The organism is Paraburkholderia sp. DD10, assembly GCF_049177125.1.
GTDB lineage: Bacteria > Pseudomonadota > Gammaproteobacteria > Burkholderiales > Burkholderiaceae > Paraburkholderia > Paraburkholderia terricola.
On record NZ_CP185392.1, the window covers coordinates 3,253,589 to 3,280,582 of the forward strand.

Sequence of the window (26,994 nt, forward strand, 5' to 3'; positions counted from 1 at the left end):
CTTTAGCTGTTTCGGGTTGCCCCGCGTCCGCAAGCTGAGATCAAATCGACGCAAGCCGTCATGCTAACACGCTCGCGGCGCGGCGTGCAGTGCGCCACTGCCATGCCATGCCATGCCATGCCATGCCGCGCCGCGCCGCGAGCGCAACCGTTCAACCCACCGACAGTTGCAGATGCAGTTGCGAACGTGCCGGGCCGCCGCCGTCGATCGCTTCGCTCGCGGCGTCGCGGTCCGATTGCGAGGACGGTGCGAGACGCGCGGTTTCGATGCGATCGAGATACTCGGTGGTGACGTCGCCGGTCACGTAGTTGCCGTCGAAGCAGGACGCTTCGAATTCCTTCAACGCCGGGTTGATGTCGCGCACCGCCTGCTTGAGCGCATCGACGTCCTGATAGACGAGATGGTCGGCGCCGATCATGCGCGCGACTTCGTCGTCCGAGCGGCCGTGGGCGACGAGTTCGCCACGGGTCGGCATGTCGATACCGTAGACGTTCGGGAATTTCACCGGGGGCGCCGCCGAAGCGAAGATCACCTTGTTCGCGCCGGCATCGCGCGCCATCTGCACGATTTCATGCGAGGTGGTGCCGCGCACGATCGAGTCGTCGACGATCAGCACGTTCTTGCCCTTGAACTCGATGCCCATCGCGTTCAGCTTCTGGCGCACCGACTTCTTGCGCACCGCCTGGCCCGGCATGATGAAGGTGCGGCCCACGTAGCGGTTCTTGAAGAAGCCCTCGCGGTATTCGACGCCCAGCTTCTTCGCGACCTGCATCGCGGCCGGGCGCGACGAATCGGGAATCGGCATCACGACGTCGATCGCGACGTCGGGCAGCTCGCGCTTGATCTTTTCGGCGAGATAGTCGCCCATGCGCAGACGCACGTTGTAGACCGGCACGCCGTCCAGCACCGAATCGGGACGCGCGAGGTACACGAGTTCGAAAATGCACGGGTTCAGGCTCGGGTTCGTCGCGCATTGCTGCGAGTGCAGATTGCCGTCGAGGTCGATAAAGATCGCTTCGCCCGGCGCGATGTCGCGGACGAACTCGAAGCCGATACCTTCGATCGCCACCGATTCCGAAGCCAGAATCCACTCGACGCCTTCCGGCGTTTCCTGCTTGCCGAGGCACAGCGGGCGGATGCCGAACGGGTCGCGGAAACCGAGCAGGCCGTAGCCGGCGATCAGCGAGACGATCGCATACGAACCCCGCACCCGGCGATGCACGCCCGAGACCGCCTTGAACAGCGCGGCCGGATCGAGTTGCAGGCCCGAACTGGAGAGCTGCAATTCGTGCGCGAGCACGTTGAGCATCACTTCGGTGTCGGAATTGGTGTTGATGTGGCGGCGATCGATGCGGAACATCTCATCTTTCAGTTGCTGCCAGTTGGTCAGGTTGCCGTTGTGCGCGAGGATGATGCCGAACGGCGCGTTCACGTAGAACGGCTGGGCTTCTTCTTCGCTCGACGCGGAACCGGCGGTCGGATAGCGGACCTGGCCGATACCGGTCGTGCCGGGCAGGCTGCGCATGTTGCGCGTGCGGAACACGTCGCGCACCATGCCGTTAGCCTTGTGCATGTGGAAATTGCTACCGTTCGCGGTGGCGATGCCGGCGGCGTCCTGACCGCGGTGCTGCAAAAGCAGCAGGCTGTCATAGATCAGCTGATTGACCGGAGAATGGGAAACTACGCCTACGATGCCGCACATGGCATGTCCTTCAAAGGTACGAAATTCGTCATGGCCGCCGGGTGCCCACGGTGTTACGCAATGGTGCGCGTTGCTATGCGCCGGTACTTAGGGCAACCGGTTTGCGCCGGAGTCCTGCTGCGTTCCCTCGACTGCTCGGCTGATCGTCAAACACGGACGTAGGCAGCGAGCGTTTCCGGAAGCAGCGGTTTCATTACGTGCACGCCCTCGACCGCATAGGGCCGAAGCAAGGCGTTGCGCCAGAATTCCTGTTGCGGCAGTTCGGTCAAGCCTGCAAGGGCGACCAGAATCACCACCAGAACGACCCCGCGCGCGAGGCCGAACATCAAACCGAGCGAGCGGTCCACGCCGCTCAAGCCGGTTGCCTGCACGATGCGGCTCAGCAACGCATTCAGCACGCTCGCCACCAGCACCACACCGATCGCGACCAGCGCGAAGGCCAGCAGCCATTGAGTCAACGCACCGCCCGGCCAGGTGGACGGAATGTACGGCACGACATAACCGACGAAGCGGCAAGCAATGAAAAATGCCGCGATCCAGCCGATCAGCCCGAATATCTCGGACAGAAACCCGCGCCACGTGCCGCGCAAGGCCGACAAACCAATCACCGCCATTACAGCGTAGTCGAATGCAGTGAACATCGCTCGCTTACTGTGCGGCGCCGCTGTTCGCGCCCGACGTCAAGCCGGCCTCGCGAACTTTTGCAATCGCAGCGCTGGCGGCCGCACGGTCGGCGAACGGACCGGCGCGCAATAGCGTGAGCGTCGTACCGTCGGCCTGCTTTCGATGTTCGATATATGCGGGCACACCCGCCGCTTTCAACTTGGTTGCCCAATTACGCGCGCTGGCGTCGTTCGCAAATGCGCCCAACTGGACGGCAAAGCGGCTGCCCGGCGGCGATGCCGGCGTGCCGGAATTGGCGTCAGCGCTGGCGGCGGTGGTGTTCGAGTCGTCTTTGTTAGCGGCGGGAGCGGTCGCCGCGCCGCGCGTGGCCGGCGGTTTGGCCGCCGGCTTGGCGGGGGCCGCAGGCGCGATGTTGGCGGCGACGGCCGGTGTTTGCGGTTTCGCTGACGGTTTGGCTGCGGACGCCGCGTTTGTTTCGGCGCTCCGCCCGGTTTGCTGTCGCGCCGCGCCGGATTGCTCACGTTGCGTGGCGGCCGTTGCCGGCGCCGGTGCGAGGCTGGAAGCGGCAACCGCCGCGTCGGGCGTCGGATTGTCGGGTGCTACGCCGGCCTGCGTGTCCTCGTTGGTCCTCGTGGCCTTCGGCGCCGGACGGCTGGGGATCTCGATCGAAATGTCGTCGGTGACGGGTTTGGGATGCGAGTCCAGCACCATCGGCAGGATGACCACCGCCGCCACCACCATCGCGATCGCGCCGACGAGCCGGCGCCGCGCACGCTGTTTTTCCGGCAATGTGGGGTCAAGCAGCATCGCATCGGCATCGACGGTGCGCTCCGTGCGGCGGGTTCGCCGCTCCACGCGCTCGCCCCGGGCCGCACGAGTGGAACTGGTGTTTGCGCCACGCCGGCTAGGCGCGTCGTCTTTCTTGCCGAACGAGAAAATTCCCATGAATCGCTTGGTTCGAGCCTGGCGCTCGTTCAGTGTTGCTGCGATTTACGGTAGGACATGACGCCAGCTACCGTATAGAAACTGCCGAAAACCACGATTCTATCATTCTCTGACGCTCGTTTTAGCGCGTCTTGGAAAGCCTCGGCCGGTGTTGCGTAGCGCGTTACGCTGCTGTCCGCGTCGTCGCTGACGCCGAGGTCACGCAAGGCTGCTTCCAGTTGTTCGGCCGACGCCGCGCGCGGAGTCGGCAGATCGGTTACGCACCAATGGTCGATCTCGCCTTTCAGATGCGTCAGGATGCCGGCGATGTCCTTGTCGCGCATGGCGCCGAATACCGCGTAGGTATAGGGAAAGAAGCCCATGTTGCCGAGATTCTGCGTCAACACGGCGGCCGCGTGCGGGTTATGGCCGACGTCCAGCACGATGGCCGGCTTGCCGGGCAGGACCTGGAAGCGCCCCGGCAATTCGACATTGGCAAGGCCGAGCCGGATGTCCTGCGCCGAGACCGGCAAACGGTCGCGCAGCGCCTCCAGACCGGCCAGCGCGGCCGACGTGTTGATCAGCTGATTCGCGCCGCGCAATGCCGGGTAGGCAAGCGCCGAGCGGCGCATGGTCGGGCCGACGTAGCTCCATTGCTGCCGCTCGCTGCCGGCCTGCCCTTCGTAGCGAAAATCGCGGCCGAACAGCCACAGTTCGGCGCCGATCTTTTCGGCATGATCGATCAGCGTTTGCGGCGGCACCGGGTCCGCGCAGATCGCCGGCTTGCCGGGGCGGAAAATGCCGGCTTTTTCGAAAGCGATTTTCTCGCGCGTATCGCCGAGATAGTCCGCGTGATCGATATCGATGCTGGTGATGATCGCGCAGTCCGTATCGATGATATTGACGGCGTCCAGCCGGCCGCCCAGACCGACCTCGAAAATCACCGCGTCCAGTCCGCGCGAGGCGAACAGGCTCATGATCGCCAGCGTCGTGAATTCGAAGTAAGTCAGTGAGACCGGTTCGGCGAGGCTCGTGCGCGCGGCTTCGACAGTCTCGAAGTGCGCGAGCAGATCGGCGTCGCTCGCCATTTCACCGTTCACGCGCGCCCGCTCGTTGAACGACAGCAAATGGGGCGACGTGTGGCAGCCCACCGTGAAACCCGCGCGCAGCAGAATCGATTCGAGGATCGCGCAGGTGGAACCCTTGCCGTTCGTGCCGCCCACCGTGATGACCGGGCACGCGAACGACAACTGCATCGCGTCGCGAACCTGGCTGATGCGCGCCAATCCCATGTCGATGCCGACCGGATGCGCGGATTCGAGGTGCGTGAGCCACGCGTCGAGGGTGGGGAATGTGGTCATCGGGTGAATCGCGAGAGAATCGGTTAGGCAGTGTGATGGAGGTGCGCGGGTCGGCCGATTGCCCGGCGCGGCGCGCCATGGCGGCGCTCGAACAATCGCTCGGCAGCGCCTGTTTCGCAGACTTTATGCGCACAAAACCGCATCTGGCCGCGCGAGCAACCGGCGCTCGGCGCTCGATTGCGAGACCGTGATTATCGCGGAAATGACAGCGCGCCGCTTGATTGCTCATGCGGCGCGCTATTTTTTGACTGCTTCCTGACGATGACCGCGCTCGCACGGCGCGGCGGCCAATGGCGATCGCGGCTTAGGCGACCGCGTCCGCCGGTTGATGGCTCAACAGTGCCATCAGTTGCGCCAGTTCCTCGCGCAGCTTGCGACGGTCGACGATCATGTCGATCGCGCCCTTCGTTAGCAGGAACTCGGCGCGCTGGAAACCTTCCGGCAATTTTTCACGCACGGTTTGTTCGATCACGCGCGGGCCGGCAAAGCCGATCAGCGCCTTCGGCTCTGCGATCACGACGTCGCCGAGGAACGCGAAGCTTGCCGACACGCCGCCCATGGTCGGATCGGTCAGCACGGAGATGAACGGCAGCTTGGCTTCGGCGAGCTTGGTGAGCATGGCCGTGGTTTTCGCCATTTGCATCAGCGACAACAGGCTTTCCTGCATGCGCGCGCCGCCCGAAGCGGTGAAGCAGATGAACGGCACTTTCTGTTCGAGCGCGTTCTGCGCGCCGCGCACGAACCGTTCGCCGACCACCGAACCCATCGAGCCGCCCATGAACGAGAACTCGAAGCATGCGACCACCACCGGCAACGTGTGGATTGCGCCGCCCATCACGACCATTGCGTCGGTTTCGTCCGTGTCGTCCATCGCCTCTTTCAGGCGATCCGGGTACTTGCGGCTGTCCTTGAACTTGAGCGCGTCCACCGGGACGACTTCCTGACCGATTTCATAGCGGCCTTCGGCGTCGAGCAGGCCGTCGAGCCGCTCACGCGCGCCGATGCGCATGTGATGCTCGCACTTCGGGCAAACGTGCAGATTGGCCTCGACGTCGTTGCGATACAGCACGGCTTCACACGACGGGCACTTGATCCACAGGCCTTCCGGAATTCCCTTGCGGTTCTTCGGGTCGGTTTGTTTGATTTTCGGCGGCAGCAGCTTGTCGAGCCAGCTCATATTGAATCCTTCTGGGGTCAGCGGTTGCGCAAACGGCGGGACGAACCCGCCGCTCACACTTCAGACGACAAAAAATGACTGTTATCGGGCAGTCGCGACGCTATCGAGCGCTTCGCGCACTTCGGCGACGAAACGCGTGAGCGCCTCGGCGGCGGCTTCCGGGGCCGCTTGTTCGAGCAATTGCACGATACGGCTACCGATCACGACGGCATCGGACACCTCCGCCACCAGACGCGCCGTTTGCGCGTCGCGGATCCCGAAACCGACGCCCACCGGCAAGGGCACGCGCGACTTGATGGCCGGGATTTTACTCGCGATGCTGGAAACGTCCAGATTTGCCGCTCCGGTCACGCCTTTCAGCGAGACATAGTAGACGTAGCCGCTGGCGATCTTGCCGACTTCCGCGATGCGTTCATCCGTCGAGGTGGGCGCAAGCAAAAAGATCGGATCGATGCCCGAGGAGCGCATCTGTTCGGCGAACTTGACGCATTCTTCAGGCGGATAGTCGACTACCAGCACACCGTCGACACCGGCTTCCTTCGCCGCCTTGGCAAAGGCCTCGGTGCCCATGCGCTCAATCGGATTGGCGTAGCCCATCAAGACGACGGGCGTCTTGTCGTTGGTCTCACGGAAACGCTTGACGTCGGCGATTACATGGCGCAGCGAGACGCCCTGCGCCAACGCGCGCTCGGACGATTGCTGGATGACCGGGCCGTCGGCCATCGGGTCGGAAAAGGGCACGCCGAGTTCGATGACGTCCGCACCGCCAGCGGCAAGCGCATGCATGAATTCGACCGTACGGGCCGGGTCTGGATCGCCGGCCGTCATGAACGGAATCAGGCCTTTCTTGCCTTGGGCGGACAGTGCGGCAAACGTATTCTTGATACGGGACATGGAAATATTCTCGGTTTTGGGCTACTGCGCTTGTTGCACGTTGCTCATTGCACTTCGGTCTGCCGTTGAGTTTTGGCTTTAACCGAGCGGGTCACGGCGGGGGCTGCCGCGGCACTGACGCGTTCACGCGCTATCGCGCAGTAACTTTCATTGATCTCATAGCCGACGAATTCGCGCTGCTGACGGGCGCAAGCGACTGCGGTGGTGCCGCTGCCCATGAACGGGTCGAGAACGCGCCCGCCCTTTGGGCAGCTTGCCAGCACCATGCGCTCGACAATTTCCAGAGGTTTCTGGGTGGGGTGATCGACGCGCTCGGCATGTTGCCGATGCAGCCGCGATACCGACCAGACGTCCTTCGGGTTATAGCCGAGCTCCAGCCACTTGCTGCCTTCGAACAATTTACGCGAACGCGCCTTCTTCGTGACGGCATCGTACGGGATGCGGACGGGATCGAGGTCGAAGTAGTAATCCTTCGACACCGCGAAAAAGCCGATGTTGTCATGCACCGAGGTAAATCGGCGCACCGTCCCGCCCATGCTCGGCACGCGCCGGTCCCAGATGATTTCGTTGATCATCGTGAGTTTGGTCTTCAGATAGCTGAAGATTTCCGGGGCGTACTGCCAGGTGCAGAAGATATAGAGCGAACCCGACGGCTTGAGCTTCGGAATAGCCAGCTCAAGCCAGCCACGCGTCCAGGCGAGAAAATCGTCGCCGCTTCGCATGTCGGAGTCGTTGCCATAATCCTTGCCGAGCCCGTAGGGCGGATCGCAAAGGATCAGGTCGATCGACCCGTCGGGAATGTTCGCCACATCGGTCAGGAAATCGCGGTTCAACAGCTGGATGCCGGCCGGCACCTGCGGCAGCAGGGATGCAGGTGCCTCGGCCGCCGGTGTTACGGCGGCCGGCGTGGATTCAAGCGCCGGCTGCGGCTCGTCGAACTCGTCGCGCATCGTCGCGGCGCTCAGAACTGAATGCCCGATCGCTCGGCGACCGTATGCATGTCCTTGTCGCCACGGCCCGACAAATTGACTAGCAGCACTTTGTCCTTGGGCAACGTGGGCGCGAGTTTCGCGGCGTAGGCCAGCGCATGGCTGGATTCCAGCGCCGGAATGATGCCCTCGATGCGGCAGCAATCGTGAAATGCCTTGAGCGCTTCCTCGTCGGTGATGCCGACGTATTGCGCGCGATTGCTCTCTTTTAGCCAGGCATGCTCCGGGCCGACGCCCGGATAGTCGAGACCCGCCGATACCGAATGCGTCTCGATGATCTGACCGTTCTCGTCTTGTAGCAGATAGGTGCGGTTGCCGTGCAGCACGCCGGGACTGCCGCCGATCAGGGAGGCTGCGTGACGCCCGGTTTCGAGGCCGTCGCCGGCCGCTTCCACGCCGATCAGCTTCACCGAAGCGTCGTCGATGTACGGGTAAAAGATACCCATCGCATTCGAACCTCCGCCAACGCACGCGATGACGGCGTCCGGCTGGCGGCCGACGAGTTCGGGCATTTGCACCTTGCATTCGTCACCGATTACCCGCTGGAAGTCGCGCACCATCATCGGATACGGATGCGGTCCCGCCACTGTGCCGATGATGTAGAACGTGCTTTCGACGTTCGTCACCCAGTCGCGCATCGCTTCGTTGAGCGCGTCCTTCAACGTACGCGAGCCCGACTCGACCGGCACGACGGTCGCGCCGAGCAGCTTCATGCGGTACACGTTCGCAGCCTGGCGGCGGACGTCTTCCGAGCCCATGTAGACCACGCACTCCATGCCGAAGCGCGCTGCGATGGTCGCCGTGGCGACGCCATGCTGGCCCGCGCCGGTTTCCGCTATCACGCGCGGTTTACCCATCCGCTTGGCGAGTAGCGCCTGGCCAATCACGTTGTTGATTTTGTGGGCGCCGGTGTGATTCAAGTCTTCCCGCTTGAGGAAAACTTGCGCGCCACCCAGCATTTCGCTCCAGCGCTGCGCGTGATAAATCGGCGACGGACGGCCGACGAAATACTTCAATTCGCGCTCATACTCGGCGACGAATTCGGGGTCTTTCTGATATTTCTCGTAGGCGGTGCGCAGCTCGTCAAGTGCGTGAACCAGCGTTTCGGCGACGAACACGCCGCCAAATTGGCCGAAATGGCCTCTTTCATCAGGCAAGTTGTACATGTGATCACTCTTCTCAGTGTGGCGCGCGGCCTTGCTATGCGAAAGCCGCGCCGCCGGAGTCATTCGGCGTCCGCTGCGCGCACCGCGCGTACGAACGCCGCCATCCGGGCGTGATCCTTCACGCCCTTGGCGCCCGGCACTTCGATGCCGCTCGAGACATCGACCGCGTACGGGCGCACGTGATGGATCGCATCACTGACGTTTTGCGCGTTCAACCCACCACTCAAAACGGCCCGACGCGCGAGCTCTGCTGGAATAAGTGACCAATCGAAAACCTTCCCGCCGCCGCCATAGCCCTCGACATGGGTGTCGAAGAGAAAGCTGCTGGCTGCTGAATAGTTAAGCGCCGATTTTACCAAATCGGCCGGCTGAGTATCCGCCGCAACGCGCAGCGCACGCAACCAAGGCAAACCCGCAACGCCGGCGAGCGATTCGCACTGTTCCGCCGTCTCGTCGCCGTGAAATTGCAACAATGTCAGCCCGACGTTGCTCGCGACTTCGCGAATCCAGTCGGGCGTGGCGTTGACGAACAAACCCACCACCGACACGAACGGCGGCACATCGCGCACCAGTTCGACGGCCTGCGCGACGCTCACCGAGCGCGGGCTCGGCGGATAAAAGACGAGGCCGATTGCGTCGGCGCCGAGTTCGATCGCGTAAGTCACATCCTCCGGCCTGGACAACCCGCACAGTTTGATGCGCGTGCGATGAGGCACGGCGGCGCCGGTTTCGTCTGGTAGTTTGTCGGTTGAGTTCATGTCTTCGGTTGCTCGGTCCATACGGTGCTCCACGGCACGCTGCCCGTTTGCGGCGCGGGCACGGCGAAATGCTCAGGATAGCCCACCTGCGCGAGATACAAGCCGTCCGGCATGAAGGTCGGTGCGGCGTATTCGCGGTCGCGGCTCGCCAGAACCTCGGCCATCCATTCGGCCGGGCGACGGCCACGGCCGATGTAGACCAGACAGCCCATCAGGTTGCGCACCATATGATGCAGGAACGCGTTCGCCCGGAAGCGGAAATGGATGAAGTCGCCCTGCCGCACGACGTCGATCTGATACAGATGCTTGAACGGCGTCTTCGACTGACATTGCGACGAACGGAACGCCGAAAAATCGTGCTCGCCGATCACATACGCGGCGGCAGCGCGCATCGCGTCCACGTCGAGCGGCGTGTGCACCCAGCCGGCCCGCGTCGCCAGCATGGGCGAGCGCACCGGATGAACATACAGAACGTAGTAATAAGTCCGCTCGAACGCCGAGAAACGCGCGTGGAATTCGTCGGGCATCGGCTTGGCCCACTGCACCGCAATCGTCTTCGGCAAGAACGAATTGGTGCCGCGAACCCAGGAAACGTCCGCGCGATCGAGTTCGGTATCGAAATGCACGATCTGGCCGAGACCATGCACGCCCGTGTCCGTGCGACCCGCGACGACGGTTTGCACCCGCGTCTGCGCGAATTCGCGCAGCGCCCGTTCGAGTTCGTCCTGCACGGTCTGGCCGTGCGGCTGCGACTGCCAGCCGAAGAATGCCGAACCGTCGTACTGGACGCCTAGTGCAATACGCTTCACGACAACGGTGCGAGCGTCGAGAGCAACGCGCGGGCCTCGGTGCGCGTGGCCGGGTCGTTTGCCTCGATGACTTCGTTGATGAGCGCGCGGGCGCCGGACAGATCGCCGAGTTCGATGTACTCGGCGGCAAGGTCGAGCTTGTTGCGGGCGATGCGGACGAGATCGGCCTGGGTAAACGCCGGCAACGGCTGAGCCGGACTCGGCGGCAACTCGAGGTCGAAATCGAGCTTCAACGCCCCGAAGCCGGCCGCGCCGAGACCCGCGATGGCGGCGTGACGCCCGGTGCCGGCGGCAATTTCGTCGGCGATATGTGGGGCGTCTTCCTCGTCGTGCGGTACGGCCGGATGCTGTGGGGCCGCTTCCGGCGAAGTCGCGGCACGCACGCTTTCCGCACCCGGTTCGGCGCGAGGCGGCAACGGCATGTCGAGACTGCCGAATGCGTCGACAGCGTCGCGCGGGAATTCGGTCGGCATGGCCGGCGCGGGCTGAGCTTGCGACACGGGCGCGGGCTCGAACGCCGGCGCGCCGCCTGGCGTCGCTGTTTGCGTCGACGGTGGTTGCTCGTCGGACGGTTGATAGGGGGGGGCGACGTGCGCTGTTTCCTGATGCGCTGGCGGGGCGCTCTCGGACAGCGGAGGCGCTGAGGTCTCGCTGTACGGCTCGCCGGACAGCGAAGTCGTATGCGGCTCGACGTGTTGCTTCGCGAAGCCGGACGCCTGTGACTGTACGTTCAGAGGCTCGTGCGGTTCGCTCGACAACCGTGCATCTGCATCCTGCGTTGTAGCTGGCGCGCCCGGTGTGGGTTCGTCAGTTGCGACGTGTTCTGCTGCTGCGTGTTCTGCTGCTGCACGCTCTGCCTCAGCACGTTCCGCCTCAGCACGTTCCGCCTCAGCACGTTCCGCCTCAGCACGTTCCGCCTCAGCACGCTCCGCCTCAGCACGCTCCGCCTCAGCACGCTCCGCCTCAGCACGCTCCGCCTCAGCACGCTCCGCCTCAGCACGCTCCGCCTCAGCACGTTCCGCCTCAGCACGTTCCGCCTCAGCACGCTCTGCGGCCGCCTGCTCTCTCGCCGCTTGTTCCGCCGCTGCCTTCTCCGCCTCAACTCGCTCTGCCGCCGCTCGTTCCGCGAGTGCGTGTTCCTCAGCCGCACGCTCCGCAGCCACCTGCTCGGCCTGCGCACGTTCCGCCGCAACTCGCTCCGCAGCCGCCTGCTCCGCCAACGCACGTTCCGCCGCAGCTCGCTCCGCCGCCGCTGCTTGTTCCACCGACGCCGCCTCCGCCGCAAGGCGCTCTGCCTCCGCCCGCTCAGCAGCTTCGCGTGCCGCCGCCTCCCTGGAGGCCGCCCGGAGAATTTCCGCCTCGCGCTCCGCTGCGATCCGCTCCGCCATCTCGCGCGCCGCCGCCTCGCCCTCGGCGGCTTCGCGTTCAGCGGCGGCAAGCGCCGCCGCCTGCCGCACCGCGTCGTCGTCGCTTACATCCGACGCCTCACGTACCGGAGTCGGCTCATGGGCCGACTCGACCTGATGCAAATCCGCGCTTTTCGCCGATGCCGGCGCCGCGGCTTCGGCATCCGCCGACGCAGCTTCCGCCCCGGCAAGCCGCTCGCGCTTAGCCCGCCGCAGACGCAAGGCTCCCAGCAGCACGACCAGCGCAGCGCCAATCGCTGCCGCCACGCTCAAACTCGTTTGAGACATGCCAGCTTCGTTCGATGCCGGGATCGCCGCGCCGCCGTGGCCCGACACCACCGCGGCGGCTGAAGCGCCAGCCGCCGGCTGCGCGCCGCTCGTCGACGCAGTGCCCGTGGCCGCCGGCGCGCCACCGATGCCATGCTTTTGCAACTCCATCAACACGCGGTTTTTCAACGCCAGCAATTGCTGCAGGCTCGACACCTGCGCGCGAGGCTGCGACGCGGATTGCACGGCTGACGCCACCGGGGCGGCGCCTGTGATGGCTGCCGATGCGCCTTCGGCAGCCTCGCTGGCCGACGGCTGGATCGATCCGGACCAGACATGCGCGCCGCCGGCGGCCGACGCCGCCGTCTGCGAACCTGCGAGCGGCGCCGACGACGCGGCTCCGCTCACCGCCGCGCCGCCCGACGTCGTCGGGCTTGCCTCGCTCGCCGCACTGCCTGTTGCCGAAACCGCGGGCGTGACCGGCGCCGCAGCCGCATTGACCTGCGAAGCGCCGCTCGCCGCCCCGACCGCCACCGCTGCATTCGGCGCCGAAGCAGCCGCGGCCACGGGAGCCGAAGCGGCCGACGCCGCCGTGGTCGCCGACGCGCCAGAGCCCGCAGCCGCCGCAGAAGCCGCCAGCGCACCCGACGCATCCAGTGCCGGCACGGTCAACACCGCACCCACACGCATCCGGCTCGGGTCATGCCCCATGAAAGCGCCCGGATTCGCGTCGAACAACGCGCGCGTCGCGCGTGCGAGCGTCGCGCGGTCGCGGGACTGGGTGACGGCGATCGCGACGTCGTTCAACGACTGTCCGGGCTTCACCGTATATTGGCCGCCGGCCGCATAGGAAACTGAAGCGGCGTCCGGCGCGCTCGCCGCCTCGGCGGGCGCCGCGATTGCGCCGCTGACGCCACCGCCAGTCAGCGCAAGCGCCAAAACGACGGCAGCCGCCAATCGACCCGTCAATCGGCCGGTAACTCGATGAATGAACATAGCCCGAAGGGAAGAGAGTCGAAGATTCATCGGGACTCCTGGCGCTTCAGCGCGCAGCCCTTTTTTGCGGTTGGAAGGAGACAAGATAATCGGAGCACACAATGAAAAAGCGCCGCGCAAGCGCGACGCTTCTTGAGTTTTCTACGCGTCGTGAGCGCGTAGTTTACTTTACTTGTCGAGCACAATGCGAAGCATACGACGCAATGGTTCGGCTGCGCCCCACAGCAACTGGTCACCGACCGTGAAGGCCGACAGGTATTCGCCGCCCATCGCCAGTTTGCGCACGCGGCCGACCGGCACGGTCAGCGTGCCCGTCACCACTGCGGGCGACAGATCGCGCATGGATGCTTCACGTTCGTTCGGCACGACCTTGACCCAGTCGTTGCCCGAGGCGAGGATGCTGTTCACTTCGTCCAGCGGCACATCCTTGTTCAGCTTGATGGTGAGCGCCTGCGAGTGGCAGCGCATCGCGCCAATCCGCACGCACAGGCCGTCTACGGGGATCGAGCCCGGCGTGCCCATGGCCGGCTTGCCGAGAATCTTGTTGGTTTCCGCGCCGCCCTTCCACTCTTCCTTCGACATGCCGTTGCCGAGATCCCTGTCGATCCACGGAATCAGCGAACCGGCGAGCGGCACGCCGAAGTTGTCTGTCGGCATGCGGTCGCTGTTCATCGCGCTCAGCACGCGACGGTCGATGTCGAGAATCGCCGACGACGGATCCGCCAGATCTTCCTTGGCCGCACCGTAGAGCGTGCCCATTTGCTGCAGCAGTTCGCGCATGTTCTGCGCGCCCGCGCCCGAAGCGGCCTGATACGTCATGGCCGTCATCCAGTCGACGAGGTTTTCGCGGAACAGGCCGCCCAGCGCCATCAGCATCAGGCTGACCGTGCAGTTGCCGCCGATGAAATTCTTCTGGCCCTTGACCAGTGCGTTTTTGACTACGTCGAGATTGACCGGATCGAGAATGATGACCGCGTCATCCTTCATGCGCAGCGACGAAGCCGCGTCGATCCAGTAGCCATTCCAGCCCGCCGCACGCAGCTTGGGGAACACTTCGTTCGTGTAATCGCCGCCCTGACAGGAGATGATCGCTTCACACTTCTTCAGGTCTTCGATGCTTGTCGCATCTTTGAGCTTGGTCTCGTTTTTGGCGAACGACGGCGCGTTGCCGCCCGCATTGCTGGTGCTGAAAAACACCGGTTCGATCAAGTCGAAATCGCCTTCCTGCTGCATACGCTGCATCAGGACGCTGCCGACCATGCCGCGCCAACCTACGAGACCTACGTTCATGACTTCATACCCTTCGAATGGAGACTTCCCCGCATCTTTGCCCGCAGTGACCGCGCGGGGAAGATGAGCGGGCACGACGGACGATCAGCGTTTCGTGATCGTTTTCGGGGTAATCGTTTTGGTAGTAATGGCGAGCTCAACCACACGTGCCGTTTTGCCGTGGGTTTGACCGTGAATGGTCGAAATCGAGGAGATTTGAGAGATCCGCGCCATCGCTACAATATACACGAAAACCGAAATTTGGCGACGCCAGTCGCCGCTATCGTCCGAATTGCGCGCGAATCCACCCATTTCGAGGCGGATTCACGCTTTAAAGGTTGCTTGACAGCCCGTTTGACAATCCGACTATTGCTTCAGACCGGCGACATTGTTTTTACAGCGCGGCAACCACCGCATCGCCCATTGCCACTGTGCCGACCTGCTTGCAACCCGGCGTGAGAATATCGCCGGTGCGATACCCCTGTTCGAGCACCTTTTTCACCGCGGTTTCGATGCGGTCCGCCTGCTCCGCCTTGTTCAGCGAATAGCGCAGCATCATGGCGGCCGAGAGGATCGTCGCCAGCGGATTGGCCACGCCCTTGCCGGCGATGTCGGGCGCCGAACCGTGCGACGGTTCGTACAAGCCCTTGTTGTTCTTGTCCAGCGACGCCGACGGCAGCATGCCGATCGAGCCCGTGAGCATCGCCGCTTCGTCCGAAAGAATGTCGCCGAACATGTTGCCGGTGACGATCACGTCGAACGACTTGGGCGCCTTCACCAACTGCATCGCGGCATTGTCGACATACATATGCGACAACTCGACGTCAGCGTATTCCTTCGACACGTCGATCATCACGTCTTTCCAGAACTGCGACGTTTCGAGCACGTTGGCCTTGTCCACCGAGGTCAGCTTCTTGTCGCGCTTTTGCGCCGCCTGAAACGCGACGTGCGCGATGCGGCGCACTTCGGGCTCCGAATAGCGCATCGTGTCGAAGCCTTCCTTCGAGCCGGCAAAGAGACCATCCGGCGCTTCACGCACGCCGCGCGGCGCGCCGAAGTAGATGTCGCCGTTCAGTTCACGCACGATCAGGATGTCCAGACCCGAAACGATCTCTTCCTTCAACGACGAAGCGCCGGTGAGTTGCGGATAGCAGATCGCCGGGCGGAAGTTCGCGAACAGTTGCAGATGCTTGCGCAGACCGAGAATCGCCTGTTCGGGGCGCAGCGCGCGTTCGAGCTTGTCGTACTTCCAGTCGCCGACGGCGCCGAACAGAATCGCGTCGGCTTCCTTCGCCAGCGCCAGCGTTGAATCGGGCAGCGGGTGGCCCTTCGCTTCGTAGCCCGCGCCGCCGACCGGCGCTTCTTCGAGTTCGAACTTTTCGCCGAGTACGTTCAGGACCTTGACGGCCTCCTTGACGATTTCGGGGCCGATGCCGTCACCCGGCAACACTGCGATCTTCATGCGAATTCCTTGATGATTTTCTTGGGACGTTCAAGCGCGAATCAGCGAGCGGCGCTTTAACCGACAATGCGATGAGCCAGCCAAGGCTGCTTCGCAATACGCTCCGCTTCGAACTGGCGAATCTTGTCCGCGTGACGCAGCGTCAGGCCGATATCGTCGAAACCGTTCAGCAGGCAGTACTTGCGAAAGCCCGCGACTTCGAACGGATACTCCGCGCCGCCGTCCGAGGTGCGCACCACTTGCGCTTCCAGATCGATGGTCAGCTTGAAGCCGTTGAACGCGTACGTTTCGTTGAACAGGTGATCGACTTGCTGTTCGGTCAACACGATCGGCAACAGGCCGTTCTTGAAGCAGTTGTTGTAGAAGATATCGGCAAAGCTCGGCGCGATGATCGCGCGGAAACCGTATTGCTGCAGCGCCCACGGCGCGTGTTCACGCGAGCTGCCGCAGCCGAAATTCTTGCGCGCCAGTAACACGGACGCGCCTTGATAACGCGGCTGATTCAGCACGAAATCCGGATTCAGCGGGCGCTTCGAATTGTCCTGACCCGGCTCGCCGTGGTCGAGGTAACGCCATTCGTCGAACGCGTTCGGCCCGAAACCGGTGCGCTTGATCGACTTCAGGAATTGCTTCGGAATGATCGCGTCCGTGTCGACGTTCTCACGATCGAGCGGCGCCACGACGCCGGTGTGTACGATGAATTTATCCATGACGCTTGCGCCTGTTTCAAGACCGGGCGATGCGCGTGGCGGCTGTCGAACCGCTCGGCGCATTGCCGGCAAAAATCAAAAACCGCTTATTTGTCAGCGTGGTTGCTGATCGAATTGCCGAGGTGCGACATGTCCTCGCCGAATCCGTGCACCGTGTTGCAGCCCGTCAGACCGAGCAGCAACCCAGCCAGCGTACCGAGCGCGAAGCGGCGCAGTAGAGTGATGCGATTCATGTTCTTCATGATGCGTTTTATCCAAGCTTGCGAATATCGACGAAATGCCCTTCAATGGCCGCGGCTGCGGCCATTGCGGGGCTCACGAGGTGGGTACGGCCACCGGCGCCCTGACGACCTTCGAAATTACGATTCGACGTGGACGCGCAACGCTCGCCCGGATCCAACCGGTCGGCGTTCATCGCGAGACACATCGAGCAACCCGGCTCGCGCCATTCGAAACCGGCGTCGGTAAAGACCTTGTCCAGCCCTTCCCGCTCCGCTTGCGCCTTCACCAGACCCGAACCCGGCACGACCATGGCGAGGCGGATGTTCGGCGCAACGCGGCGACCGAGCTTCTTGACGACGTAAGCCGCGGCGCGAATGTCTTCAATGCGCGCGTTGGTGCACGACCCAATGAAGATTTTATCCGGCTTGATCGACTCGATCGGCGCATTCGGTTCGAGCGCCATGTATTTCAGCGCGCGCTCCATGGCGTCGCGCTTGACCGGGTCCTTCTCGCGTTCCGGGTCCGGCACGCGGCCGTCTACTGCCGTAACCATTTCCGGCGACGTGCCCCACGTGACTTGCGGCACGATTTCGGCAGCGTTCAGCTCGACCACGCGATCGAACTGCGCGCCTTCGTCCGACTTGAACTGCTTCCAGTACTCGACCGCGTGATCCCACTCGACGCCTTCCGGCGAGAACGGGCGGCCTTTCAAATATTCGATGGTGGTGTCGTCCACTGCGACCATGCCAGCGCGCGCGCCCGCCTCGATCGCCATGTTGCAGACCGTCATGCGGCCTTCCATGGACAACGCGCGAATCGTCGAACCGCCGAATTCGATCGCGTAGCCGGTGCCGCCCGCCGTGCCGATCTTGCCGATGATCGCGAGCACGATGTCTTTCGCGGTACAGCCGCGCGGCAACGGACCTTCCACCTTGACCAGCATGTTCTTGCTCTTCTTCTGCAAGAGCGTTTGCGTGGCGAGCACATGCTCGACTTCCGAGGTGCCGATGCCATGCGCGAGCGCGCCGAACGCGCCGTGCGTGGACGTGTGCGAGTCGCCGCAGACGATCGTCATGCCCGGCAAGGTAGCGCCCTGCTCCGGCCCGATGATGTGCACGATGCCTTGGCGGAGGTCGTTCATCTTGAACTGCGTGATGCCGTAGGCGTCGCAGTTTGAATCGAGCGTGTCGACTTGCAGCCTGGAAACCGGATCGGCGATGCCGTGGCTGCGATCCGTGGTGGGGACGTTGTGGTCCGACACCGCCAGATTCGCGCTGATGCGCCACACCGGACGCTCAGCCAGCTTCAGGCCCTCGAACGCCTGTGGGCTGGTCACTTCGTGCAGCAGGTGACGGTCGATATAAAGAATCGTCGTACCGTCTTCTTCCGTGTGGACCACGTGTGTGTTCCACAATTTGTCGTAGAGAGTCTGTGCCATGGTATGCGGGGTAGTAGTGACTGCGGACTGACCGTGTCGGTCGATTATGCCATGCAGCGGCTCGCATTGTGCCCCACGCCATCGAAAAAACCGATAAAAAACAGTGAGTTGGGTGGTAGTGTCGATACCTGTATTGGCGTTACCCGGCAAGGGTGCGGAGTGGCGCCCCACGCGCCGCCCCCGTGCGTGCGAACGCTTAGCGTGCGAGATCGAAACCGAATTGCGCACGTCCCAGCGGAGTCAGGTCGCTTTCTTCCGCGCGTCCGATGAAGTCGGTTTCGAAGTGATCGGCCGGAAAATCCGGCGGGCTCTCGCCGCGCAGGAAGCTCGGCAACTGGCGCTTGAGATACGCCTCGTTTTTCGCGCACCAGGGCGCGGACGAGATGTACATCACGTTGCTGTAGCCGTTGCCGCGGTGCGCGTCTTCCACGGAATGCACGACGTCGCTATGCCAGAACACGGCGTCTCCGGCATGCATGTGCGGAATCGGCGTGACCGCTTCGAGCAGCAGGCTGTGCCACGCCGGTTGGATCGACAGCGCGCGGGCCGGTTGGGCGCCGCAGAGTTCGTCGTCGGGCACGTCGTCTTGCAGCGCGCGCAGGATCACGTAGGCCATCGCGTTGGCGATCGGGATCAATTGCAGCGTGCCGTCGCCGGGCCCTTGCGGCGTCAGCGCGGTCCAGCCCTGGAAGGTGCGGAACATCGAGCAGACCGCCGGGGAGGGAATCTCCTGCACGTCGGGACGGAATGCGGCGTCGAACGGATCGTACGCGCGCCAGTTGCCCGACAGCACGTGCCGATACACCTTGCGGAAATTCGGATCGAGCCAGCGCTCGACGGAGCCGCCATCCACGTGCGGCGACAAACCCAGCGATTCCGATCCGGGCGGCCGGCGACGAATCCGGTCGGCGTAGACCGGTATGCGCTCGGGATCGAAGTGCTGTCTGCCTTCGCTCTCCGACGTCCAGAGGCGGTTCAGGAACACGCGCGTGTTGGTGAGTTGCTGCGATTGGCGCGCCATCGTCTGCGGCCTCGACCAGTAGACGCCATAGATCTGCGGCTTGCTCGACGACAGGTTGCCGAAGTATTTGTCTTCGGCGCGGTGCGCGAGCTTGTCGTCGAGCTTGTTGCGCTGCACGTAGTCGGCGATTTCGTCGTTCCAGTCGCTTGCCTGCTGCGGATCGAACACGCGCCGCACGACGCATGCGCCGCGCGTCTTGATGCGGGCGATGGTGGCCTGGTCGACGTCGCCGGAAACGATCGCCGAATAGTCGAAAACGGGAATCGCGTCACGCCCTTGGTCGCGCTCGCGACGGATGGCGTCGACTTGCTGCCTGATCGCGCTATCGACTTCGTCGAACACCTGCCTGTGGTTCGGTAACGCCGTTTGCAGCGCGCGCTTCGTAGCGCGGATCGCGTCGGGAAGATTGTCGATCACGAGCGGCATGGCCTGTCTCCTTGCATCGGTTTTGTCGGGATGGGGTGCGTCCAGATTAGGCATCTTTGGCACCCAGCATGCATCTCATCCGGCCAATTCTCGATACAATCTGGACATTCGCCGCTTGCCCCACGCGCGGCCAGGTTGCGTCCCGTGAAACCTCAGTACGAACGCGTCACCATCCCGGACGGCTGTTCGATTCGCGTCTACCACCGGCAGCTCGCGCAGATCCCGTTCGAATGGCATCACCATCCCGAGTACGAACTCACGCTGACGATGAATAGCCGCGGCCGTCGTTTCGTCGGCGATCACAGCGCTGATTACAGCGGCGACGATCTCGTGCTCGTGCCGCCGGATATGCCGCACACGTGGGCGTCGACGGAGCCTATCGATGCGCGCGAGCCGCAAGTGGCGGTTGTCATATGGTTCAGCGGCGACTGGGCGCGACGGGTGGCGGATTGTTGTCCAGAGTTTGCGTCGTTGCGTACGCTGCTGAGACGCGGCGCGCCAGGATTGCGGTTTGCGCCCGAAGCCGCGGCGCTCATGCGCGCGCAGTTGGGTGCGTTGCTGAATGAGTCGCCGCGTGTGCGGCTGGGTGCCGCGTTGGACGTGCTCGCCTGTCTCGCCGAGGCAAAGTCGGAGCCGTTGGCGTCACCGGCTGCGCATGGGCGGAACGGACGACAACAACGGGGCAGCGGCGCGCAACCGGCGCGAACCGCTCAACAGGCTGATCTGGTGCCCACGGCCTCTGCCGGCGGCAGCTCATCAGAAGCGGAACGGCTGAACCGCGTACTGGATCTGCTCGATCGACGCTTCCACGAACGGTTGCGTATCGCCGAATTATGCGAGGCAGCCAATCTCTCGGAGCGCTCGCTGCACCGTTACTTCGTGCGGCACGTCGGCGAAAGCGTGGGACGTTATCTGAACCGGCTGCGCATCGGTTACGCAACGCGGCAATTGACCGATACAAGCTGGCCCATCGCGCTAATCGCCACCAAGGCCGGGTTTCCGAACCTGGCGAATTTCAATCGACAGTTTCTTTCAGCGCGAGGCACGACGCCGAGTGCGTACCGGCGCTTCTTCGAAACCTATGGGCATGCGCCGCAAATCTCAGCGGAACCGCAAGCGCTCGGGATGCGCTCGCCGTCACTGGAGCGTACGAAAGCTAACGGTTCGCGACGTAAAGCACGTTCGGCCGCTTGATGCGCCGTTCACTGCAAGGTTGATCCACGTCAGCCACCGCTCAGGACAGAAGCAAAACGCCTCAAAGGAAGCTCCGTTGAGGCGTTTTCTTACCACTTGCCGCCGCGCGGCTCGCAGGCTTCACAGCGTGCCTGCCGCGCGGTGACGCGACCGCTTAACGCTGCGCAATCGGCTTCGCCTCACGCTGCGTATCGCCAATGAACAGCTGACGCGGACGACCAATCTTCTGTTCCGGATCGGCGATCATTTCATTCCACTGTGCAATCCAGCCGACGGTACGCGCCATCGCGAAGATACACGTGAACATCGACGTCGGAATACCCAGTGCGCGCTGCACGATGCCCGAGTAGAAGTCGACGTTCGGGTACAGCTTGCGCGACACGAAGTATTCGTCTTCCAGCGCGATTTTTTCCAGCGCCATGGCCAGCTTGAACAGCGGGTCGTCGTGCAGGCCGAGTTCGTTCAGCACTTCGTGGCAGGTTTCGCGCATCAGCTTCGCGCGCGGATCGTAGTTCTTGTAGACGCGGTGACCGAAGCCCATCAGCTTCACGCCCGAGTTCTTGTCCTTCACCTGCTTGATGAACTCAGGAATGTTGTCGACCGAGCCGATTTCTTCCAGCATGTTCAGCGCGGCTTCGTTCGCGCCGCCGTGCGCCGGGCCCCACAGACAAGCGATACCGGCCGCGATACACGCGAACGGATTGGCGCCCGACGAACCGGCGAGACGCACGGTCGAGGTGGATGCGTTCTGCTCGTGGTCTGCGTGAAGAATCAGGATACGGTCGAGCGCGCGCACCAGCACGTCGTTGACCTTGTAGTCTTCGCACGGGTTCGAGAACATCATGTGCATGAAGTTCGCGCTGTACGAGAGGTTGTTCCTCGGATACGCAAACGGCTGGCCGATGCTGTACTTGTACGCCATCGCGACCAGCGTGGGCAGCTTCGCGATCATGCGAATGGCCGACACGTCACGGTGACGCGGATTGTTGATGTCGAGCGAGTCGTGGTAGAACGCCGACAGCGCGCCGACTGCCGCGACCAGAATCGCCATCGGGTGTGCGTCGCGACGGAAACCGCGGAAGAAGAAGTGCATTTGCTCATGCACCATCGTGTGATTCGTAACGGTCTTCACGAACTCCGCTTTTTGCTGTTCGTTCGGCAGTTCGCCCTTCAGCAGCAGGTAGCAGGTTTCGAGGAAGTCGGCGTTTTCCGCGAGGTTGTCGATCGGGTAGCCGCGGTACAGCAGTTCACCCTTGTCGCCGTCGATGTACGTGATCGCCGAGTTGCAGGCCGCCGTCGACATGAAGCCCGGATCGTACGTAAATTTGCCGGTCTGGCCGTACAGTTTCCGGATGTCGATCACGTCCGGGCCGAGAGTGCCCTTGTAGATCGGCATTTCAACGCTCGGCGAATTGTCGCTGAACGATAGCGTGGCTTTAACATCTGACGGGGTCATAGCACATCCTCAATCGAAGTATGGAAACAGGGTTTCGATAATTGCACGCCTGGAACAACGGACAAGCGGCGCTCAAGCCGGTTAGGCGTTGCGCAGCAGCTCCAGCACCCGGATCACATCCGGGTCGGCAAGGTCGCCCTCAGGTTCCTTGCGCGCGAGCAGCAAGTCCATCAGGTCGTTATCGCTCAGCTCTAGCAGGCGGGTGAGTGCGCCTACGTCGGCGTCGCTGAGGTCATGCTCATATCGGCTGAAGAAACGCTCAAAGATCAGATCGTTTTCCAGCAAGCCCCGCCGTGCGCGCCAGCGAAGGCGCGCGCGGCGAAGAGGGTCGGACTGATGTGATGATTCGTCCATCTCAGACAGCGCGGCGAACCATCAATTCCTTGATCTTGCCAATCGCCTTGGTCGGGTTAAGGCCCTTCGGGCAAACGTCGACGCAATTCATGATGGTATGGCAACGGAACAGACGGTACGGATCTTCCAGGTTGTCGAGGCGTTCACCCGTCGCCTCGTCGCGGCTGTCCGCGATGAAACGATAGGCTTGCAACAGGCCGGCCGGACCGACGAACTTATCCGGGTTCCACCAGAAGCTCGGGCACGAGGTCGAGCAGCTAGCGCACAGGATACATTCGTACAGACCGTCGAGTTCGTCGCGCTCTTCGGGCGACTGCAGACGTTCCTTTTCCGGCGGCGGCGTATCGTTGATCAGGTACGGCTTGATCGAGTGATACTGGTTGAAGAACTGCGTGAAGTCGCAGATCAGGTCGCGCACGACCGGCAAGCCCGGCAGCGGACGCAGCACGATTTTTTGCGGCAGGTCGTTCAGGTTCGTGAGGCACGCCAGGCCGTTCTTGCCGTTGATGTTCATTGCGTCCGAACCGCACACGCCTTCACGGCACGAGCGGCGGAACGACAGCGTTTCGTCCATAGCCTTGAGCTTGACGAGCGCGTCGAGCAGCATGCGTTCGTGCGAGTCGATTTCGATGTCGTACGACTGCATGCGCGGCGCTGCGTCCTTGTCCGGATCGTAGCGGTAGATTTCAAATGTACGCTTAGCCATTTCTGAATTCCTTTGACTTGTGCCTTAGAAGGTCCGCGCTTTCGGCGGAACCGATTCGACCGTCAGCGGTTGCATGTGAACCGGCTTGTAGTCGAGGCGATCGCCTTCACTGAACCACAGCGTATGGCGCAGCCAGTTTTCGTCGTCGCGATGTTCGAAGTCGTTTTGCGCGTGGGCGCCGCGGCTTTCCTTGCGCGCTTCGGCGGAGACCATCGTGGCGCGCGCCACTTCGATCAGGTTCGCCACTTCCAGCGCTTCCACACGTGCCGTGTTGAACACCTTCGACTTGTCTTTCAGGTGGATGCTGTCGACCCGCTCAGCCACTTCGCGGATGCGTTCAACGCCTTCGGACAGCAATGCCGAAGTACGGAACACGCCGGCGTGCTTCTGCATGGTCGCGCGAATGTCGTTCGCGACGTTTTGCGTATACTCGCCCGACGACGACTTCTCGAGCTTGTCGAGGCGCGACAGCGCGAAATCGGCGGCGTCGGCCGGCAGCGGCTTGTGCTCCTTGATTTCCTTGACGTGCTTGACGATGTGGTTACCGGCGGCGCGCCCGAACACCACGAGGTCGAGCAGCGAGTTCGTGCCGAGACGGTTCGCGCCGTGCACCGACACGCACGAGCATTCGCCCACTGCGTAGAAACCGTTCACCGGCTCTTCGTGCCCCTTCGACGTGCCCACGACCTGGCCGTGGATATTCGTCGGAATGCCGCCCATCTGATAGTGAATGGTCGGCACGACCGGAATCGGCTCTTTGATGCAGTCGACGTTCGCGAACTTCAGCGCGATTTCGCGGATCGACGGCAGACGCTTCATGATCGTCTCCGCGCCGATGTGCGACAGGTCGAGCAGCACGTGGTCCTTGTTCGGACCGACGCCGCGGCCTTCCTTGATTTCCTGGTCCATCGAACGCGAGACGAAATCGCGCGGCGCCAGATCCTTCAGCGTGGGCGCGTAGCGCTCCATGAAACGCTCGCCGTTCGAGTTGCGCAGAATGCCGCCTTCGCCGCGCACGCCTTCGGTAATCAGCACGCCCGCGCCGGCCACGCCGGTGGGGTGGAATTGCCAGAATTCCATGTCTTGCAGCGCGATGCCCGAACGCGCGGCCATGCCCAGGCCGTCACCGGTGTTGATGAACGCATTCGTGGATGCCGCGAAGATCCGGCCCGCGCCGCCCGTGGCGAGCAGCGTGGTCTTGCCTTCGAGAATGTAGACGTCGCCGGTTTCCATTTCCAGCGCGGTCACGCCGAGCACGTCGCCCTCGGCGTCGCGGATCAGGTCCAGCGCCATCCATTCGACGAAGAACTGCGTCTTGGCCGCCACGTTCTGCTGATACAGCGTGTGCAGCAGCGCGTGACCGGTACGGTCAGCAGCCGCGCAAGCGCGTTGCACCGGCTTTTCGCCGTAGTTCGCGGTGTGGCCGCCGAACGGGCGTTGGTAAATCGTGCCGTCGGCGTTACGGTCGAACGGCATGCCGAAGTGTTCGAGTTCGTAGACTGCGTTCGGTGCCTCGCGGCACATGAACTCGATCGCGTCCTGGTCGCCGAGCCAGTCGGAACCCTTGATCGTGTCGTAGAAGTGATAGTGCCAGTTGTCTTCGCTCATGTTGCCGAGCGAGGCGCCGATGCCGCCTTGAGCAGCAACCGTGTGTGAGCGCGTGGGGAACACCTTGGACAGCACGCAGACCGACAGACCGGCGCGCGCCAGTTGCAGCGAAGCACGCATTCCCGAGCCGCCCGCGCCGACGATAACCACGTCAAACTTGCGACGCGGCAGAGAATTCTTGATTGCAGCCATTCTTTTACACTCTCCAGAGAATCTGCGCAGCGTAGCCCGCACATGCGAGCAGCCAGACGATCGTCAGCGCCTGAAGGAACAGGCGCGTGCCCACGGGTTTCACATAGTCCATCCAGATGTCGCGGATACCGACCCACGCGTGATAGAACAGCGAGAGCAGCGTGACAAACGTGGCGAGCTTCATCCATTGCGTGGCGAAGATCGAGGCCCAGCCTTCGTACGAGAAATCACGCGCGCCGAAGAACCATGCGAGCAGGATCACCGTGTAGATCGCCATCACGCAGGCGGTAATGCGCTGGGCGAGCCAGTCGCGCAGACCGTAATGTGCGCCGACGACGAGACGCTTCGGACCGATTCGGTTATTAGCTGCCATTTTTTTAAAAAACTCCGAACAGTTTTGCCGCGAATGCAATCGTAAGAAGGGACGACACGACGAGAACGACGATGGAGGTTTGCTTGCCGCCTTCCTTCGTGACCGCGCGGTGCGTGTCCATCACGAGGTGACGGACGCCCGCGCAGAAGTGAAACAGGAAGGCCCACGCAAGAACGAGCGTGATGAGCTTGACGATGACGTTGGAGAGGAAACCTTTGAAGACCTCGAAACTCAGTTCGGAAGTCAGGCTTTGATCGAAGAGGTACAGCAGGAACGGAAGAAAAACAAAAAGCAGACCACCGCTTAAGCGATGCAAGATCGAAACTCGCCCCGCTAGCGGGAGACGGTATGCCGTCAATATCTGCCCGATACCGATGTTCCGGAACTCCGGCCTCGGTTTTTTTACGGCTTCAGCCATGCTAGACCCCTACTATGTAGTCACACTAATCCGCGATTTTAGCGCCTTTTTATATCGCGCTGCAGCGAAAACCACGACAGGTCCGTTACAGCGTGCGCGATAAAGGTGCCTTCAAACAGGCGTGCGTGTGGGACGCCGCGCCTCGTTCAGCCCGACTCAGCTCAGGTCGTTCTGATAGTAATACCCGGTTGTGACATACCAACCTCGCCGCACTTCCACCGGCCGATCCCCATACGTATACGACACCCGCTCGACCGACAGCAGCGGGAAGCCCGCAGGCACGCGCAGGAGATCCGCAACCGTTGGCTCGGCCGCCACCGCGCGGATTTTTTCCGTTGCGCGGATCATGCGCGTGCCGAATTCCGTCTCGAACATCGCGTAGAGCGGACCCTTGTACTCCGACAGCCGCTCGAGTGTGAGTCCGCGAAATACCGCGCCGGGCAGCCAGATTTCGTCGAGTACGGTGACTTCGCCATCGAACTGCAGCAAACGCTTGATCAGCACCACGGGATCGGCGGGTTTCAGATCGAGCTGCCGGGCGATATCCGCCGATGCTCGCAAACGCCGGCATTCCAGCAGGCGGCTCACGTGCGGATGTTCCGCGCCGTCATCGGCCAGCAATCTAAGGAAGCGAAACTGGGCGCGGTCTTCGTTGTGCGTTGCGACAAACGTGCCCTTGCCCTGGCGGCGCACCAGCAGGTTGTCGGCAGCGAGTTCGTCGATCGCTTTGCGCACCGTTCCCTGGCTGACCTTGTATCTGGCCGCCAATTCGACTTCACTAGGAATGATCTCGCCGGGTTTCCATTCGCCACTTTCGAGGCTCTGCGTAATCAAGCCCTTGATCTGCTGATACAACGGGCTGAAGGTGGGCGACGCAGCGGCGGGCACGGCAGCGGATACACCTTCTCCCGTGGCGCTGGAGCCATTCGGATTCGTGGTGTTCGCCGGGTTCGAATTCATGCGCGCATTTCATCATAAAGGGCTGGGCCACGTCTAGGGTTTTCCCCTCAATAGATATGTCTTATATAAGACATAAGATAATGTTGACTTTGTGTCTGACGACTCCTACACT

Annotated in this window: 26 protein-coding genes; 2 read left to right on the plus strand and 24 right to left on the minus strand. The window is 62.8% G+C overall.

Features of this window, described 5'->3' with window-relative positions; translation table 11 throughout:
* Nucleotides 1-151: 151 nt before the first annotated feature.
* From purF to ACOCG7_RS14820, 11 genes are all read right to left on the minus strand, one after another.
* Nucleotides 152-1,702, minus strand: a complete 1,551-nt coding sequence (gene purF, locus ACOCG7_RS14770; protein ID WP_073428591.1) for an amidophosphoribosyltransferase — start codon at nucleotides 1,700-1,702, stop codon at nucleotides 152-154.
* Nucleotides 1,703-1,848: 146 nt separating this feature from the next.
* Entirely contained in the window at nucleotides 1,849-2,343 is a 495-nt protein-coding gene (locus ACOCG7_RS14775; protein WP_073428590.1) for a CvpA family protein, read from the minus strand.
* Between the two features lie 7 nt (nucleotides 2,344-2,350).
* Nucleotides 2,351-3,271, minus strand: a complete 921-nt coding sequence (locus ACOCG7_RS14780) for an SPOR domain-containing protein (protein WP_421376115.1) — start codon at nucleotides 3,269-3,271, stop codon at nucleotides 2,351-2,353.
* Between the two features lie 29 nt (nucleotides 3,272-3,300).
* Nucleotides 3,301-4,611 carry a bifunctional tetrahydrofolate synthase/dihydrofolate synthase gene (folC, locus tag ACOCG7_RS14785; RefSeq protein WP_083081757.1) on the minus strand — a complete coding sequence of 437 codons (1,311 nt, stop codon included), beginning with the start codon at nucleotides 4,609-4,611 and terminating at the stop codon, nucleotides 3,301-3,303.
* 304 nt (nucleotides 4,612-4,915) lie between these two features.
* Nucleotides 4,916-5,788 (minus strand): acetyl-CoA carboxylase, carboxyltransferase subunit beta, encoded by an 873-nt coding sequence (gene accD / locus ACOCG7_RS14790; protein WP_073428587.1) that lies wholly within the window; start codon nucleotides 5,786-5,788, stop codon nucleotides 4,916-4,918.
* Between the two features lie 81 nt (nucleotides 5,789-5,869).
* Nucleotides 5,870-6,682: a tryptophan synthase subunit alpha gene (gene trpA, locus ACOCG7_RS14795; RefSeq protein WP_073428586.1), complete on the minus strand. Its 813-nt coding sequence runs from the start codon at nucleotides 6,680-6,682 to the stop codon at nucleotides 5,870-5,872.
* A 44-nt stretch (nucleotides 6,683-6,726) separates the two neighbouring features.
* On the minus strand, nucleotides 6,727-7,632 hold the full coding sequence (locus tag ACOCG7_RS14800) for a DNA-methyltransferase (RefSeq protein ID WP_421376118.1): 906 nt from the start codon (nucleotides 7,630-7,632) through the stop codon (nucleotides 6,727-6,729).
* An 11-nt stretch (nucleotides 7,633-7,643) separates the two neighbouring features.
* The gene (gene trpB, locus ACOCG7_RS14805) at nucleotides 7,644-8,837 is read right to left on the minus strand and encodes a tryptophan synthase subunit beta (protein WP_073428584.1); all 1,194 of its coding nucleotides are present in this window, start codon (nucleotides 8,835-8,837) and stop codon (nucleotides 7,644-7,646) included.
* A 59-nt stretch (nucleotides 8,838-8,896) separates the two neighbouring features.
* A complete protein-coding gene (locus tag ACOCG7_RS14810; RefSeq protein WP_421377643.1) occupies nucleotides 8,897-9,595 on the minus strand; it encodes a phosphoribosylanthranilate isomerase in 699 nt (232 codons plus the stop codon).
* Complete coding sequence (truA, locus tag ACOCG7_RS14815) at nucleotides 9,592-10,404, minus strand: tRNA pseudouridine(38-40) synthase TruA (protein ID WP_073428582.1); 813 nt, start codon at nucleotides 10,402-10,404, stop codon at nucleotides 9,592-9,594. Before truA ends, ACOCG7_RS14810 begins: the two co-directional genes overlap by 4 nt.
* Nucleotides 10,401-12,335 (minus strand): FimV/HubP family polar landmark protein, encoded by a 1,935-nt coding sequence (locus tag ACOCG7_RS14820; RefSeq protein ID WP_421376120.1) that lies wholly within the window; start codon nucleotides 12,333-12,335, stop codon nucleotides 10,401-10,403. The genes truA and ACOCG7_RS14820 overlap by 4 nt, the downstream gene beginning before the upstream one ends.
* A gap of 16 nt (nucleotides 12,336-12,351) precedes the next feature.
* Between ACOCG7_RS14820 and ACOCG7_RS14825 the strand changes: the two genes are divergently transcribed.
* Complete coding sequence (locus ACOCG7_RS14825) at nucleotides 12,352-12,927, plus strand: hypothetical protein (RefSeq protein WP_244220113.1); 576 nt, start codon at nucleotides 12,352-12,354, stop codon at nucleotides 12,925-12,927.
* 314 nt (nucleotides 12,928-13,241) lie between these two features.
* Here the strand turns inward: ACOCG7_RS14825 and asd are convergent, their stop codons facing one another.
* From asd to ACOCG7_RS14855, 6 genes are all read right to left on the minus strand, one after another.
* Nucleotides 13,242-14,363, minus strand: coding sequence for an aspartate-semialdehyde dehydrogenase (gene asd, locus ACOCG7_RS14830; RefSeq protein WP_421376122.1), 1,122 nt, complete (start codon nucleotides 14,361-14,363; stop codon nucleotides 13,242-13,244).
* Nucleotides 14,364-14,736: 373 nt separating this feature from the next.
* The gene (leuB, locus tag ACOCG7_RS14835; protein ID WP_421376124.1) at nucleotides 14,737-15,804 is read right to left on the minus strand and encodes a 3-isopropylmalate dehydrogenase; all 1,068 of its coding nucleotides are present in this window, start codon (nucleotides 15,802-15,804) and stop codon (nucleotides 14,737-14,739) included.
* A 56-nt stretch (nucleotides 15,805-15,860) separates the two neighbouring features.
* Nucleotides 15,861-16,514, minus strand: coding sequence for a 3-isopropylmalate dehydratase small subunit (gene leuD, locus ACOCG7_RS14840; protein ID WP_114164095.1), 654 nt, complete (start codon nucleotides 16,512-16,514; stop codon nucleotides 15,861-15,863).
* 86 nt (nucleotides 16,515-16,600) lie between these two features.
* On the minus strand, nucleotides 16,601-16,759 hold the full coding sequence (locus tag ACOCG7_RS14845) for an entericidin A/B family lipoprotein (protein WP_073428576.1): 159 nt from the start codon (nucleotides 16,757-16,759) through the stop codon (nucleotides 16,601-16,603).
* 5 nt (nucleotides 16,760-16,764) lie between these two features.
* Entirely contained in the window at nucleotides 16,765-18,174 is a 1,410-nt protein-coding gene (leuC, locus tag ACOCG7_RS14850; RefSeq protein WP_114164094.1) for a 3-isopropylmalate dehydratase large subunit, read from the minus strand.
* A 196-nt stretch (nucleotides 18,175-18,370) separates the two neighbouring features.
* Nucleotides 18,371-19,621 carry a DUF1479 domain-containing protein gene (locus ACOCG7_RS14855; RefSeq protein ID WP_421376127.1) on the minus strand — a complete coding sequence of 417 codons (1,251 nt, stop codon included), beginning with the start codon at nucleotides 19,619-19,621 and terminating at the stop codon, nucleotides 18,371-18,373.
* A 144-nt stretch (nucleotides 19,622-19,765) separates the two neighbouring features.
* Between ACOCG7_RS14855 and ACOCG7_RS14860 the strand changes: the two genes are divergently transcribed.
* Entirely contained in the window at nucleotides 19,766-20,815 is a 1,050-nt protein-coding gene (locus tag ACOCG7_RS14860; RefSeq protein WP_421376129.1) for a helix-turn-helix domain-containing protein, read from the plus strand.
* A 154-nt stretch (nucleotides 20,816-20,969) separates the two neighbouring features.
* On the opposite strand, the gene gltA is transcribed toward ACOCG7_RS14860, so the two are convergent.
* From gltA to ACOCG7_RS14895, 7 genes are all read right to left on the minus strand, one after another.
* Nucleotides 20,970-22,271, minus strand: a complete 1,302-nt coding sequence (gltA, locus tag ACOCG7_RS14865) for a citrate synthase (protein WP_073428573.1) — start codon at nucleotides 22,269-22,271, stop codon at nucleotides 20,970-20,972.
* An 81-nt stretch (nucleotides 22,272-22,352) separates the two neighbouring features.
* On the minus strand, nucleotides 22,353-22,625 hold the full coding sequence (locus tag ACOCG7_RS14870; RefSeq protein WP_083081771.1) for a succinate dehydrogenase assembly factor 2: 273 nt from the start codon (nucleotides 22,623-22,625) through the stop codon (nucleotides 22,353-22,355).
* A 1-nt stretch (nucleotide 22,626) separates the two neighbouring features.
* Nucleotides 22,627-23,331: a succinate dehydrogenase iron-sulfur subunit gene (locus ACOCG7_RS14875; RefSeq protein WP_073428571.1), complete on the minus strand. Its 705-nt coding sequence runs from the start codon at nucleotides 23,329-23,331 to the stop codon at nucleotides 22,627-22,629.
* A 24-nt stretch (nucleotides 23,332-23,355) separates the two neighbouring features.
* Complete coding sequence (gene sdhA / locus ACOCG7_RS14880) at nucleotides 23,356-25,131, minus strand: succinate dehydrogenase flavoprotein subunit (protein WP_421376132.1); 1,776 nt, start codon at nucleotides 25,129-25,131, stop codon at nucleotides 23,356-23,358.
* 4 nt (nucleotides 25,132-25,135) lie between these two features.
* Nucleotides 25,136-25,504 carry a succinate dehydrogenase, hydrophobic membrane anchor protein gene (gene sdhD, locus ACOCG7_RS14885; RefSeq protein WP_073428569.1) on the minus strand — a complete coding sequence of 123 codons (369 nt, stop codon included), beginning with the start codon at nucleotides 25,502-25,504 and terminating at the stop codon, nucleotides 25,136-25,138.
* A 4-nt stretch (nucleotides 25,505-25,508) separates the two neighbouring features.
* On the minus strand, nucleotides 25,509-25,922 hold the full coding sequence (gene sdhC, locus ACOCG7_RS14890; RefSeq protein WP_073428568.1) for a succinate dehydrogenase, cytochrome b556 subunit: 414 nt from the start codon (nucleotides 25,920-25,922) through the stop codon (nucleotides 25,509-25,511).
* A 156-nt stretch (nucleotides 25,923-26,078) separates the two neighbouring features.
* Nucleotides 26,079-26,882: a GntR family transcriptional regulator gene (locus tag ACOCG7_RS14895; RefSeq protein WP_114164091.1), complete on the minus strand. Its 804-nt coding sequence runs from the start codon at nucleotides 26,880-26,882 to the stop codon at nucleotides 26,079-26,081.
* Nucleotides 26,883-26,994 lie beyond the last annotated feature (112 nt).